Annotated in this window: 12 protein-coding genes; 7 read left to right on the top strand and 5 right to left on the bottom strand. The window is 50.5% G+C overall.

Features of this window, described 5'->3' with window-relative positions:
* Position 1: 1 nt before the first annotated feature.
* Positions 2-1078, bottom strand: coding sequence for an MBL fold metallo-hydrolase (locus tag EJN92_RS00945; RefSeq protein WP_126126120.1), 1077 nt, complete (start codon positions 1076-1078; stop codon positions 2-4).
* A gap of 128 nt (positions 1079-1206) precedes the next feature.
* On the opposite strand from EJN92_RS00945, the gene EJN92_RS00940 reads away from it, so the two are divergent.
* From EJN92_RS00940 to EJN92_RS00930, 3 genes are all read left to right on the top strand, one after another.
* The gene (locus EJN92_RS00940) at positions 1207-1815 is read left to right on the top strand and encodes a TetR/AcrR family transcriptional regulator (RefSeq protein WP_126126119.1); all 609 of its coding nucleotides are present in this window, start codon (positions 1207-1209) and stop codon (positions 1813-1815) included.
* Positions 1816-1970: 155 nt separating this feature from the next.
* The gene (locus tag EJN92_RS00935; RefSeq protein WP_126126118.1) at positions 1971-2741 is read left to right on the top strand and encodes a substrate-binding periplasmic protein; all 771 of its coding nucleotides are present in this window, start codon (positions 1971-1973) and stop codon (positions 2739-2741) included.
* Positions 2742-3133: 392 nt separating this feature from the next.
* Positions 3134-7075 carry an EAL domain-containing protein gene (locus tag EJN92_RS00930; protein ID WP_170174843.1) on the top strand — a complete coding sequence of 1314 codons (3942 nt, stop codon included), beginning with the start codon at positions 3134-3136 and terminating at the stop codon, positions 7073-7075.
* 135 nt (positions 7076-7210) lie between these two features.
* Here EJN92_RS00930 and EJN92_RS00925 read toward each other — a convergent pair whose 3' ends face one another.
* A complete protein-coding gene (locus tag EJN92_RS00925) occupies positions 7211-7813 on the bottom strand; it encodes a 2-hydroxychromene-2-carboxylate isomerase (RefSeq protein WP_126126116.1) in 603 nt (200 codons plus the stop codon).
* Between the two features lie 297 nt (positions 7814-8110).
* On the opposite strand from EJN92_RS00925, the gene EJN92_RS00920 reads away from it, so the two are divergent.
* Both EJN92_RS00920 and EJN92_RS00915 read left to right on the top strand, forming a co-directional pair.
* Positions 8111-9388: an EAL and HDOD domain-containing protein gene (locus EJN92_RS00920; protein ID WP_126126115.1), complete on the top strand. Its 1278-nt coding sequence runs from the start codon at positions 8111-8113 to the stop codon at positions 9386-9388.
* 238 nt (positions 9389-9626) lie between these two features.
* The gene (locus tag EJN92_RS00915) at positions 9627-10265 is read left to right on the top strand and encodes a 2OG-Fe(II) oxygenase (RefSeq protein WP_126126114.1); all 639 of its coding nucleotides are present in this window, start codon (positions 9627-9629) and stop codon (positions 10263-10265) included.
* A 26-nt stretch (positions 10266-10291) separates the two neighbouring features.
* On the opposite strand, the gene trhA is transcribed toward EJN92_RS00915, so the two are convergent.
* Positions 10292-10909, bottom strand: a complete 618-nt coding sequence (gene trhA / locus EJN92_RS00910; RefSeq protein WP_126126113.1) for a PAQR family membrane homeostasis protein TrhA — start codon at positions 10907-10909, stop codon at positions 10292-10294.
* A 164-nt stretch (positions 10910-11073) separates the two neighbouring features.
* Here trhA and EJN92_RS00905 point away from each other — a divergent pair, with 164 nt between their 5' ends.
* Positions 11074-12615: a DUF4118 domain-containing protein gene (locus EJN92_RS00905; RefSeq protein ID WP_126126112.1), complete on the top strand. Its 1542-nt coding sequence runs from the start codon at positions 11074-11076 to the stop codon at positions 12613-12615.
* The gene (locus tag EJN92_RS00900; protein ID WP_126126111.1) at positions 12612-13292 is read left to right on the top strand and encodes a response regulator; all 681 of its coding nucleotides are present in this window, start codon (positions 12612-12614) and stop codon (positions 13290-13292) included. The genes EJN92_RS00905 and EJN92_RS00900 overlap by 4 nt, the downstream gene beginning before the upstream one ends.
* Positions 13293-13742: 450 nt before the next feature.
* On the opposite strand, the gene EJN92_RS00895 is transcribed toward EJN92_RS00900, so the two are convergent.
* Together EJN92_RS00895 and EJN92_RS00890 are read right to left on the bottom strand one after the other, a co-directional pair.
* Complete coding sequence (locus EJN92_RS00895) at positions 13743-13943, bottom strand: hypothetical protein (RefSeq protein WP_126126110.1); 201 nt, start codon at positions 13941-13943, stop codon at positions 13743-13745.
* Between the two features lie 33 nt (positions 13944-13976).
* On the bottom strand, positions 13977-14108 hold the full coding sequence (locus EJN92_RS00890) for an SLOG family protein (protein ID WP_126126109.1): 132 nt from the start codon (positions 14106-14108) through the stop codon (positions 13977-13979).
* Between the last annotated feature and the right edge of the window lie 195 nt (positions 14109-14303).

Here is a 14303-nt window from a genome sequence, read left to right as displayed (position 1 = left end):
GCTAGTCATTATTCTCGATTTGGATTTGTCTCTGCTGTTTGCTTGTGCGGCTGTCGGTCTGAGGCATAGTCAGCGCTTCAGATCGCAACCACCAGCGACTGCCGGCATGCGGGCTTGCCATGTTTAATAGCTCGCCCATCTGTGGTGTGCTAACCGGGAGCCCAGCTTGCTGGGCTAAATGCACGATGCGATTGAATGGCTCATACCAGGCGTGCAGGGAGAGATCGAAAGTGCCGTTGTGTATAGGCAGCAAATGCTGACCGCGCAAATCTTGATGTGCTTGTAAAGATTCTTCTGGTTGCATGTGTACGTCTGGCCATAACTTATCGTAGGCACCGGTTTCTATCAGCGTCAGATTAAACGGGCCATAGGCATCGCCGATTTGTTTAAACCCATCAAAGTAACCCGAATCACCGCTAAAGAAAATACGCATGTCCTGATGGAGTATGGCCCAGGAGGCCCATAAACTTTTGTTTCTATCGTGCAGGCCGCGCCCCGAAAAATGCTGGGATGGCGTCGCAACAAATTTAATCCCGTGCACGGTAGTGTCTTGCCACCAGTCTAGTTGTTGCACTTTAGCCGCGTCTACACCCCAGGCTATCAAGGTATCGCCGACACCCAAGGGTGTCAGGAAATGCTCTACCTTATGCGCTAATTGCTGTATCGCAGCCTTGTCCAAATGGTCGTAGTGATCGTGTGACAGGATCACGCCCTTAATCTTTGGCAGTTGTTCTATGCTGATAGGTGCCGCATGGAAGCGCTTCGGCCCCATCCATTGAAAAGGCGAGGCGCGTTCTGAGAACACCGGATCGGTGAGCCAAAATTCGCCCTGCATTTTCATCAAAACAGTTGAGTGGCCTAATCTAAACAAGCTATTGTCCGGTGCATCGTGCAATTGCTGCTGGCTCATTTCAATTACCGGTATCGCTAAACTGGGAACGGTATTGGCAGGCTTGTTAAACATGAAGCGCCAGCTAATCGCCAGCGTCTTCCAAAAGCCATGTGCTTGCATTTTTATCTGATTGCGATATTTGCCCTGATGTTGGACGGCTGCTGGTTTGATGGGGGTGAGGCTCATGTGGGTATCATCCTAAATTGGAACATCTGTGTGCGCTACATTGTTACACTACACAGTGTAGTTTTAATTTGGGCAAAAGTAAACTGCCTAGTGTAAAATATTTCATTTGCATTTATTTCACTGATCCCATGACTGCTCCAGTACGCCTTACCGATAGAAAACGTCTCGCCATCCTGGAGGCGGCGATTGCCGAGTTTCGTCAACATGGTTTTGAGGCGACCAGCATGGATAAAATTGCCGCCACCGCCTTGGTCTCTAAGCGTACCGTCTACAATCATTTCGCCAGTAAGGATGAATTATTTGCGGCGATATTGATGGAGTTATGGGATAGCAGTGCCGCGCAAGGCGACTTAAATTACCAAAGTGAACGTACGGTAAGGGCGCAATTGAGCGACTATCTGCAACGCAAAATGCGCTTATTGTGCGACCCCAATTTTATCGATTTAGCGCGGGTCGCAGTGGCCGCCACCATCCATAACCCTGAGCGCGCCAGAGAAATGGTGGCGCGCCTAAGTCAGCGCGAGGAGGGAATTGCGGCTTGGATGAAGGCGGCACAGGCTGATGGCAAACTCAAACCTGGTGACCCTGTACTGCTCAGCGACTTATTGCAAGGCCAGTTAAAAGCGGTGGCATTTTGGCCGCAAGTAGCGATGGGGCAGCCGCTATTAAACCTGCAGCAACAGCAAAAAGTGCTAGAGCTTACTTTGGAGATGTTTTTGTTGCTTAATGAACGCTAGGCTGGCTGTCATGGATAAATCTCTGCGGCTAGATAGTTAGTATCATTGCAGGTGGCACAAGGTTTTGTGCGATTTTTAGCTTGCTAGCGACTATTTTTAGCGGCTTTCTGGGTGTATGCTGAGGTTTTTGTGACTGTTAATAAAAGGCTCACAGCATGCAGCGTCGCGCACTTTTACAACTGGCTGGCTTAACTGCAATAGGCGTACTGCCTGCGTTGGCGCAGGCGCTGCCAGCTATGCAAATTTCCACTCTGTCCGAGCAAGACCCGGCTACTAGTATCGCTGAATTAATCATCACTGAGGCCTATCGCCGCTTAGGGATGCAGGTGGTAGTGCGTAAACTGCCGGGTGAACGCGCCTTGCGTAGCGCCAACAATGGTGAGATGGATGGCGAGTTGTATCGCAAGCTGGGGATGGAGCTTGACTATCCAAACTTACTGATCGTGCCCATACCTTTGCTCACTTATGAAGTTGTGATTTTTTCGCACGGCACCAATTTCGTGGTCAACGGTTGGGAGAGCTTGCGGCCCTATACGATAGGCTATGTCAAGAGTATCAAAATCATAGAAAAAAACACGGTAGGCATGAAGGTCGAAGTGGCGAATAGTCTGCGTCAGGCATTTCTGAAAATGATGCTAGGTCGCTCTGATGTGGTGGTGGCGAATCGCGCCTCGGGTTTGGCTGCGCTAAAAGAGCTTAATCTAACTGAAATCAAGGTGCTGACACCGCCCTTGGCTTCCTTTCCGGTATTTCACTATCTGAATAATAAACATGCGGCCCTGGTGCCTAAACTGACGACGGTGCTGCAACAAATGCAGAAAGACAAGAGCATAGAAAACATCCAAAAATCTGTCATGTCTGACTTGGAGGCTTACCATGCTGTGCCTGTAGATCTGAGCGAAGCTAGCGAGGCTAGCCACGCATGAGCGTAGTGGCTAGGGTAATAGTGCGAAATAATGCGAAATGGTGCGAGCGAATACCAAGTATTCCGCTTTGATCCGGCTTCGAACTTCAACTCATCTCACGTAGTAGGAAACAAACGGCAGACCATGCTGATAGGAGTGCTTAGCTTTGTTAAAAAAGAAGTCATGCCCGCGAACACATGGGGTATAGTGTTGCTCTTGGTAAATAAATTGCATCAGTGAAACTATTGTCATCGTCAGGCAGATCGCTTGCTCAAGCTGCGTTTGCCGTTGACGCTGATCGATAAAATGTCTGTTAGCATGCAAAGTAGCGGGCAATGTCGCTAATGCAGAGCAATAGAACCTTAGGGAGCTCCAGACTGCAGAGGACAAAAAACTATTTTTTGGAGAAATGGGTGTTCAATTCCTACTCTGGTGTGGCGCGATTTCTGGGTGTGGGGCTGATGCATGCATTAGCGGTCTGCCTGGTACTGGACTATCTGACGATAGATGGAAATATTTCTATTTTCTGGATACCTAGCGGCATCGCTTTGGCCAGCGTCATAATGGGCGGTCGCGCCTATCTGATCTCGATTTTTTTCGGGGCATTCGCTGCCTACCTGTGGATGGGGCGTAGCGTGGCTCCCGCTCTGATTATTTCTTTGGTCAATATCAGCGAAGCCTGGCTAGCGAGCTGGCTATTAAGCCGACTGAGTATTCACCACTCCCCATTTAACGCCCGGCTTACGCATGCCCGAGACTATTTGGGTTTGCTGGCCATTGCCATGCCGGTCTCTGTACTTGGTGCACTTCTTGGTGTGCTGTGTTTGTGGGCTGTGGGTGAGCTTGGTGCAGACGCGTTCGCTATTTCTTTGCTGCATTGGTGGATGGGCAGTGTCTTGGGCGTTGGCATTGTCACGCCCTTGATACTGGTATGGCGACATCATTCAGCTAGCTTGTTTGTTGCCGCGCGTGCCGCCGAAGCCTTGTTTGGATTTATTTTGTCTTTTTTGACAGGCCAAATCGTTTTCTTGGGGTGGTGGACTGAGTCGCTAGAAATTATTCTCAACCCATATTGGAGCTTTCTGTTTGTCGCTTGGGCCGCCGCTCGTTTTGGGCGGCATGGTGCTTTGCTCATGGTCTGTATGAGTGTCTTGCAAGCGCTGATGGGGGCTATTCATGTCAGCGGCTATTTTGCCAAATATAGTGTGCAGTTAGGTTTAATGAATTTATGGTTGTATGCGCTGGTGCTAACGGTGTTAGGCGTGATGCTGGCGCTGGTGATTAATGAGCGTAGGCAGGCCGAAAGTCTGGCGATAGCAAGTGAAAAAAGTCATAGGAATTTACTCGATTGCGCACCAGATGCAATTGGCGTGATACGCAATAGCCGCATGGTGTATGTGAATCGTGCGGCCCTGGCGATGTTTGGTGCGAGCGCTAGCGAGGACTTAATCGGAAAATCGATGTTGGATCTGGTGCATCCGGATTTTCATGCGATAGCACTGGCGCGCGCTAAACAAATCGTAAACGACGGGGTGGCCGTTCCCATGATAGAGGAACGCTTCGTTAAATTGAACGGCACACCGTTCGATGCCGAAGTACAAAGTACGCCGATTATTTTTGACGGACTTGCCTCGGTTCACGTGATCGTGCGTGATGTAACTGACGCTAATTGGGCTATTAAAAACGAAAAGTTCCGTACCTATATTTTAGAGTTATTGGTCAGCGATATACCACTTCACCAGCAACTTGAGGCGATTGTACTCGGGGTGGAGCAGCTCGATACGACTGCCATTTGCAGTGTTTTATTACTCGATAAATCAGGCCTGCATCTGGGGCAGGGCGTGGCACCCAACTTACCCGATTTTTATAATCAAGCCGTTGATGGTGTCGCCATTGGCTTAGGGGTAGGTTCATGTGGCACGGCAGCGTTTACCGGCGAAACCGTGATCGTCAGCGACATTGCCCATCATCCGTATTGGGCACCCTATACCGAACTGGCGGCGCGTGCTGGCCTCAATGCGTGCTGGTCGCAGCCTATACGTTCGGCGTCGGGGAGCATCTTGGGCAGTTTTGCGATTTATCATCGGAGCGTGAATATCCCTGGTGAAAAAGATATAGCACTCATAGAGCAGTGCGCGCATCTGGCCAGTATTGCGATAGAAAGGAGCAATGCAGAAGAGAAGCTGAGCGAGAGCGAAGCGCATTTTCGCCTGCTCACGGAAGATGTCACCGACGTAGTGTGGCGCATGGACAGTAATTTCATCATCACCTATGTCAGCCCAGCAGACGAACGACTGCGTGGCTATCCTGCTAGCGAAGTAATCGGATACTCTTTGGCTAATTTGTTGACCGGCCTGGGATCCGAAAAGATCGCGGAAATTATGCAACGCCGCAGCGCTGCCGAACAAGCAGGGCAGTTGCTAGGGAGTGAAACCTTTGAGGTGCAGCAACACTGCAAGCATGGCAAGACCATCTGGATGGAGACGACCTCAAATCCTGAGCGCGATGCGAATGGAAAGATCATTGCCTATCATGGGATTAGCCGCGATATCACAAAACGCAAGGAGGTAGAACTGGAGTTGCGCATCGCTGCGATCGCTTTTGAATCGCAGCAGGGCATGTATGTCGCCGATGCGGCATGGGTAATTTTACGGGTGAATCAGGCCTTTACCAAAATTACTGGTTATAGCGCAGAGGATGTATTCGGACAAAGCCCGCGCATGCTCAGTTCAGGGCGGCACGATGAGGCATTTTATGATGAAATGACAGAAAAAATTGCTAGCTGCGGGACCTGGCAGGGTGAGATTTGGGATAAACGTAAAAACGGCGAAATTTTCCCCGCCTGGTTAATCTTGACCGCGGTCAGTGGCGAGGATGGTTTGATCAGTCATTATGTCGCAACACTGAGTGATATGAGCGCACGCAAGGCCGCTGAAGAGCAAATTAAGACACTGGCATTTTATGACGCATTGACGGGATTGCCGAACCGGCGTTTATTGGTCAATCGGCTCGAACAAGCCATGGCAACGGTGCCACGTCATCAAAGGCACGGCGCTTTATTGTTTATCGATCTGGATAATTTTAAGACGCTCAATGATACCTTGGGCCACGATATTGGCGATTTATTGTTGGCGCAGGTGGCGCAACGACTGAACACCTGCATACGCGATGGCGATACGGTAGCGCGTTTGGGCGGTGATGAATTTGTCGTTATGTTGGAAAACTTAAGTGAACAGACGATCGATGCGGCCAGTCAGGTTGAAGTGGTTGGTGAAAAAATATTGCATGTACTAAATCAGGTTTATCAGTTGGCGAAGTATGAACATCAAAGCACACCGAGTATAGGCATGACCTTGTTTGGCGGAGAGCGTGAAAATATAGAGGAACCCCTAAAACGTGCTGATTTAGCGATGTACCAAGCCAAGGCTGCAGGCCGAAATACCCTGCGCTTTTATGAGCCGCAGATGCAGGCCGTGGTGACAGCCAGGATGCAACTGGATGCAGATCTACGTGAAGCCTTGAGCAGTGAACAGTTCGTCTTGTATTACCAGGCCCAAGTGCAGGGCGCAGCGCTTACCGTCGGTGCCGAGGCACTGGTGCGTTGGCAACATCCACAACGCGGCATGATTTCACCTCTGGAGTTTATCCCATTCGCGGAAGAATCTGGTTTGATTCTGCCTTTGGGGCATTGGGTTTTGCAAGCTGCCTGCCGGCAGTTGGCAGCGTGGGCGCAGCAGCCGGCAATGCGAAATTTATCAATGTCGGTCAATGTCAGTCCACGGCAATTTCATCAGGTTGATTTTGTCGATCAGGTATTACGCATACTCGACGATAGTGGTGCCAATCCTGAGCATCTCAAGCTTGAATTGACTGAAGGGCTATTGGTCACAAATGTGGAAGATGTGATTGCCAAGATGAGCGCGCTTAAACTACGCGGCGTCGGTTTCTCACTCGATGACTTTGGTACGGGTTACTCATCTCTGGCCTATTTGAAACGCCTGCCCTTGGATCAGTTAAAGATAGATCAAAGTTTTGTGCGTGACATTTTGATTGATCCGAATGATGCTGCAATCGCTAAGATGGTGGTAGTGCTGGCCGATAGCCTGGGTTTAGCGGTGATTGCGGAAGGCGTAGAAACAGAAGAACAACGCGTTTTGCTAGCAAGTCAGGGCTGCCATGCTTACCAGGGTTATTTGTTTAGCCGACCACTGCCGATTGCGCAATTTGAGCACCTGGTAGGTGCAGGTGCGGGCGCTGGTGCTAACGTCGATCTGAGTGATAGTCAATTTCGGGATTTGATTCTGCCCCCCCGCCAACACGCATATCCCATGCGCCCTGGCGGGCAGGCAGGCTGAAGACCCGCATGCCTATTGCGCAAGCGGCCTATGCCATTTTGAAATTACGGTCATTCTGAGGCGCGAGCCAGGCGGGCAGCAAGCGTAAAAAAAAGCCGGACAAGTTTGACTTGTCCGGCTTTTGCAAATGCTGGCTTAGTAAGGGCCGCTTTCTAACCAGCGTTCTAATTGCGGCAGGCGATCGTTACCCCAGAAGCGCTCACCTTCGACGATGAAAAAGGGCGATCCGAAAACCCCACGGGCTTCGGCCATGTCGACCTCGGCTTTGACGCGGGCGCGGCTGGCTGGTGCGCTGATCGCATCTTGAAATTCTTCCGCTTCGATTCCCAGTTCGGCTGCGATGCTTTGTAATTCTTCTACCGCAGCGATATTTCTGTCTTCGATAAAATAAGCTTTGAGTACCAGATTGGCGAATTGGCAGCCTAGCTTAGGATTGCGATCATGAATGGCGTGAAACACGCGTGCCGCCTGCTCGGTATTCACGCCTAAGGACGACGGTGTCTTGTACGCGACCCCGTAATAGGCTGCCAGGCGTTCTGCATCGCGTAACACGTAGTCACTACGCATCATGCTGCTGGGTATTTTGATGCGCTCTAAAGATTGGAAATTGGCATCGAGCACGATCGCGTGCCAGTTGACGCTACGTGCATGGCGCGCCGCCAGAGCATCAATCAACTGCGAGGCGATATAGCCGTAAGGAGAAGAAAAGTCGAAATAAAAATCGATAGGCGTGGACATGCTTTGGTTCCTAAGGGTGAGCGAGGGAGCAGGGCGTGAACAGCACCTTGCAAAGAACGCAAAGTATCTATGAAAGTAGCAGTTCTCACAAGTGGCGCGTGCATCTATTGTGATCGTTGTGTCAGCCCTGCAAAATTCGCGCAAGCAAGTGCATATGTAACATTTATATAGCTCAGACTATATTCGTGTAAAATTGCCGCGCAGCAACGTTTTTAATTGTTCTGCGCAGCTTTTTTGGACGGGTACAATAAGAAAAGTAGCTAAGCAAGGTGCCCGCATTAACTCCTTACCGCGATTATGAGCGACCCAGCGAACTCTCAGCAGCATAAGGCCATGGATTTTTTCCTGGCACGGCAACCTATACTGAATCGCCAGCAGAGTCTGACTGCCTACGAATTACTTTTTCGCAGTGCCGCGTTAGGTCCTGCCGGTGTGGTGGACGATGTGGCAGCGACCGCTTCAGTGATCGAGCACGCCTCTGAGTTAGGTCTGGATAATGTCATCGGTAGCTCCTTGGGCTTCTTCAATGTAGACACCAAGGTTTTGCTGAGCGATTTTATTCAGTTTTTGCCGCGCGATAAGGTCGTGTTGGAAATTTTGGAAACGGTAGAAGCCACCGATGAAGTTGTGGCACGTGTGGCCGAATTGCTGGCGCTGGGTTATAAATTCGCACTCGATGATGTGATTGCCGATTCGCCTTGTCTGCGTAAGCTCTTACCTATGATCGAGATTATCAAAATTGATATCATGGGCATGTCGCGCAGTGATTTGACGGCGCTGTATCAGCAATTTAAAGGTGCCAACAAAAAAATGTTGGCAGAAAAAGTTGAGACCTTAGACGAGTTTAATTTTTGCATGAACTTGGGGTTTGATTATTTTCAAGGCTATTATTTTGCCAAGCCACTGATACTGACAGGCAAAAAGCTCTCGCCCTCGCAACTGGCTATCATGCGCTTGATGGCCTTAATCGTGGCCGATGCCGACACTGCGGTGATAGAACTGGCGATTAAGCATGATGCTTCTTTAGGCTTAAATTTGCTGCGTCTGGTGAATACGCCGGCCTTTCTGACTTCGCAGCGCATTGAGTCGCTGCGCCAGGCTCTGGCGGTGCTGGGGCGTAGACAGTTACAGCGCTGGTTGCAAATTTTACTGTATGCCGCGCCCGGTAAAGTCGATAGTTTTATGTCGCCTTTGTTGATGTTGGCCACTAGTCGTGGCAAGTTGATGGAGTTAATCACACAACAAATCATGCCGCGTAATCAGACTGCCGCCGATACCGCATTTACGGTCGGTATCATGTCCTTAATGGATACTTTATTTAGCTCTCCTATGCCGCAAATTCTTGATCAGGTTTCGGTGGTGGAGGAGGTTAAATTGGCCTTGCTGGAGCGCCGTGGCCAATATGGCGAAATACTCCATTTGATCGAGCAGATAGAGGTTTTGGATCAGGATGAAGCTGCTGCGGCGCTACTGCTAGCCGAATTGCAACAAATCGGCATCAGTAAAGAAACCCTGTTTGAGTTGCAAGTGCAGGCCTTTGAGTGGAGCGATGAGATTTCGCGTAGCGTGGCCTAGACCATCTGCATAGTCTTCCTTCCTCTAAGTTTTTATACCTAAGTGCTCTATTTGCTGTAAGGTCACGCTATTGTTCCGCATTACTAAGCGCGGCCTCTTGGTATTTAAATTCTCTTCCTCCCGGTTTTCTCCCCCGTAGATGTTAACGACAGTTGGCTCGTGATGGCGCCGGCGCCGGTGCTGTCTTGTTCTGACTTGCTCTGCTAGTTAGCGGGAAAATCTAGCCTTAGAAAGCAGTATGGCAAATTCTTTTGCATTACCCGCAAGCACTGATTATTTTGGTGATGCGCTGCAGCTAGACATGCTGACCAATCTGAGCACACATGGCTGGTCACAACATAGTCTGTTTTTACCTGAAACGCTCAGATTGGCCTTGGCGACCGAGTGTGCGGATCTGGCGGCGAGTGGGGCGCTCAAATCGGCTGGGGTTGGGCGTACGGCCGTATTGACAGTGCAGCCGGCGATACGTGGCGATCAAATTCTTTGGCTCAATCCCGGTCAGTCGCAGGCCTGTGACGCGTATCTGGCCATCATGGAAAGTCTGCGCTTGCTGCTAAACCAGCATTTTTATCTGGGTCTGGAAGAGTATGAAAGCCATTTCGCTTTCTATGCGCCGGGCAGTGCGTATCTGCGCCATCTGGATAGATTTCGCGATGATGATAGTCGTACCGTGTCGGTGGTGATTTATCTGAATCAGGATTGGCTGTCGGATCAGGGCGGTGCCTTACGCCTGCATCCGCAAGGTCTGGCGAGTCTGGATGTGTCGCCTATCGGTGCCACCATGGTCTTATTTTTGTCGGCAGAAATGCTGCATGAAGTAATGCCGGCAAGCCGCGACCGGCTCTCGCTGACCGGATGGTTCCGGCGCAGAGCTTAGTTGCTTCAGTCTAGTCTGAGCGATTTTCATACTACGTAATTGAGAATAGCGAAGTAGTGGGCGCTGCTGCCGCCCAAGACAAATAAATGCCAGATGCCGTGACCGTGTTTGACGCGGGTATCGAGCACAAAAAAGATAATGCCTACGGTGTACAGTAAGCCGCCTGCTGCCAGCCAGGCGAAACCCGCGCTGCCCAGTGTGTTCATCAAGGGCACGATGGCGGCTAAGGCGGCCCAGCCCATCACCACATAAATCACCACAGAAAAAATTCTGGCTTCACTTTGCGGCCTAAGCTCCAACAAGCTGCCCAGGATACCTAAACTCCAGATCAAGATCAGCAAAGGCCAGCCCCAGGAATGACGCAGGGTGACCAGACAAAACGGGGTGTAACTACCGGCGATGAGTAGGTAAATACTGTGGTGGTCTAGTTTTTGCAAGATGCTTTTTGCCGGCCCGCGCACGCTGTGATACAGAGTTGAAAAGCTATACAGGAGAACGAGCGTGATGCCATAAATGATGACACTGGTCAGTTTCCAAGGGTCGTCGGCTATCACCGCATGCATCACTAGTACGCCACTGCCTATCAGCGCTAAGACTGCGCCGAAAAAATGGGTCGCTGCGTTAAATTTCTCTCCGTAATACATGGCTGATACATCCTGTGGGTTGGAACTATGTGCGGTGCAGCATAACACGCCTGGTTTTTTTCTTGCTAGAGCGCAGGTTCTAGCTGAAAAACGCTGGCTATCAGGGGGCGCGTTTGCAGCAATTGTGCGCGCCTACAAAAGCGCGGCTGTGGTAGTCTGCTGGCATGATTAATACCGCACTAAAAAATGCCGCACTCACACAGTCTGTAAAAGACGGCTGTTTACTTTTATGTTTACTTGGCGCAGCCACTGCCATTAGTTTTCTGCTGGATCCGTATGTCTCGCTGACCAGTCTTTGCATGCTGTATGTATTGGCGGTGGTGTTAGCCTCGTATCGTCTTAGCCGCACTCTGGCGGTGTGCGCTGCGTTTGCCGCAGTGTTAGCCTTAAATTTTTTCTTCGTGCCGCCACGCTGGACTTTTCAGGTAGAACGCTCTGAACATTTTATTGCGCTGCTGACCATGCTGGTGCTCGCTTTGGTCATCAATCACTTAGCTTCAGGGATGCGCCGTGAGACTGAGATTGCCAGGCGCAACGAGCAGCGCGCGCGCCAATTGCAAAGCCTGGCTATCGCTTTGGCCGATGCCGATACCCCAGTGCTGGTAAAGCGCTTGGCGCAAAGTGCACTCGATGTCGCCTTTAGCGGCCCTAACGTCGTAGCGCTCTTGGATGCGGACACCGATCAACTCGATCTGCCTTTAGATCTTCCTAATGCAGTCAGTGATGGCTTGCGTTGTTGCATAAAAGAGGGCGTTATTCTGGGGGCTGGCACTGGTCGCTGGAGCGAACTCGATGCCTGGTATATACCTCTGGGAGCGCGGCGGCTAGAAGCTGCGCTCAGTGGCGCCGTTTGTCTACAGAATGTGGCTGGCGATGATGAAAGCGGCCGTGAACACGCTAGCGCTTTATGTACCATGGTCGCGCAAGCTCTGTGGCGTCTGCGTCTGAGTGGCGCCATGCAGGCCGCCCAGAATGAGGTGCAAAGACAGCAATTGCAGGGCATTTTTTTGGCTGCGATTTCGCATGATTTACGCACTCCCTTGGCGGTCGTATTGGGTGCCGCCTCGGCCTTGCAACTGCAGCACGATAAACTCAGTATGGCCGAGCAGCAGCGCTTATTGACCAGCATCGTCAACGAGGCTGGGCACCTGGCGAGCTTGACCGAGAATACTTTGCAATTGGTCAGACTCGCCAACTCTACGCAGAGCTTGACGCGCGATTGGGAGTCTATGGAAGAAATCATCGGCAGCGTGTTAGCCAGAATCAGGCAAGTCGATACCGGCCGACGTATCCTTACTAAAGTACCGGCAAGCCTGCCTTTGGTGCGGGTCGACGCGGTCTTGCTTTCTCAGTTAATCGGCAATCTACTTGAGAATGCCTTGAAGTATACCGATGATGCGGTTCATCTGGTGGTCAGCCTGGAGTCGCATGCGCAAGGCGTAAATATGCTGGTCGCGGTAAAAGACCGTGGCCCGGGTATTTCTGAGAAAGATCAAATAACAATTTTTGAGGCCTACTCACGTGGCGATCATAGCGAACGCAGTGGGCAACGCGGGTCCGGCCTTGGCTTGGCAGTGTGCCGCGCGATCGCGCAGGCGCATGGCGGCAGCCTGATCTTGCGCCGCCGTAGTGGTGGCGGCAGCAGCTTTGTGCTCAGTCTGCCACTGGCCACGGAGCAACCATTTAAGCAAGGAGAACAGCCATGAGAGTGCTAATTGTCGAGGACGATAAAGATATTCGGGCCCTGATGCGCACTTCGCTGTCGGTCGAGGGCTTTGAAGTGCAGACGGCGGTCTCGGTCAGCGAAGCGAGCGCCATGTTAAAGCATGCTATGCCAGATGTGATGGTGCTCGATCTTGGCCTGCCCGATGGGGATGGGGTCGATCTGGTGCGCCAGGTGCGAAAACATCACAATTTGCCGATTTTAGTGGTCTCGGCGCGGCATCAAGAGGCGCAAAAAATTCTATTACTCGACGCCGGCGCCGACGATTATCTGACCAAGCCTTTTAGCGTGGGCGAACTGCTGGCGCGCATACGGGTCGCCTTGCGCCATCGCGGCACCACAGTCACTGCCGCAGTCACTGTCTATCAGCTCGATGATTTGCAAGTGGATTTACAGTCGCATGAAGTCCTCTGCAAGGGGCAGCAACTGCATCTGACCAAGACAGAATTTAATCTGCTGGCACGCCTGGTGCGCAGCTGCGGCAAGGTAGTCACGCATAGACAATTGCTGGTCGATGTGTGGGGCGATGAATTTGTCGATCACACCCATTACCTGCGCCTCTACATGGGGCAATTGCGCGCAAAGATTGAAGATAATCCGGCTGAGCCACGTTATCTGCTCACCGAAACCGGGGTCGGCTATAGGCTGGCAGCGGTATGAACTCACAACAAACTCTCAATAAATTCTAAATAATTACTTTTGGCTGAAGCCTGGTTGAACCAGGCTGACCGAGAGTGAGGATAAATTCTCAGGTCGCTTCTCTTGTTACTCTAGGCCCCAGGCTGTTTTATACGCTTATTGATCCATTATTTCGTTATTCTCGCTTAATATAGTCGTAAACCGCTAGCTCGTATTCATGCTGACTTTTAGGGTTATGATTTTCTCGATGAATAGCTAAAGTCGTAAATTGAAGACTATAAGTACGTCATATTTTCAAAAGGCATACATTAAAGTCGTAAACATAGTGTGCATCATTGCCGTGAATGACTGGGAAAAGAGAAGGTCCATTCATCCTGGGTACTTTAACGCGCAAATGGCCGATGCGAAGCGCAAGTGTCAATCAGCAATTTAGTTTTTTAGGTGTCATTTAAAATGAATCACTAATGGTAATTATTTATAAAAAATATGAGCCGGAATGCCTGCTTGTTCCGCAAGCCCAACAGCATGACGGGTTCCGCGGGCTAATCCTGGCTTGTCATAGTCTGGATGAAAGGCAAGTACCAAATCGATTCCTGTTCTGAACATTCTATCGTTGAGTCCTTTCCATCCGTCCATAGGGTAAATATCGTAGTCTTCCTTGGTCTTTTTCATCAATTCGACGCCTAATCCAAGTTCTTGGGCAGCTTAATTTGCGAAAGCATCGACACCAGGTGTGTCGCCGGTAATAATCACACTTAAATTTGGAAGGCGGCTAAGTTCGCGTCGCAGCGCTTCGATATCCGTCCAAGTCGTTGAGCCGGTGATGAGAACACGCATTTTAGGGTAAATTCCTTGTCATCATAAACATGGCGATTTTCAATTGGTTACGAAATTTTTTACGAAAATTAGCCATGGAAAATTTTGTTTCATTCCCTTGAAAGAACCATTTGCTACTTTGTAGCCAATGCTGTCTCACACTATTTTTGTTTGTCTGGAAGATGTATGGCTGCCCGAACAATGGAATGTTTGTGA

The organism is Undibacterium parvum, from assembly GCF_003955735.1.
In the GTDB taxonomy this organism is placed as follows: Bacteria; Pseudomonadota; Gammaproteobacteria; order Burkholderiales; family Burkholderiaceae_D; genus Undibacterium; species Undibacterium parvum.
The sequence above is the reverse complement of the archived record's forward strand: the minus strand, read 5'-3'. Positions and strand labels throughout refer to the sequence as shown.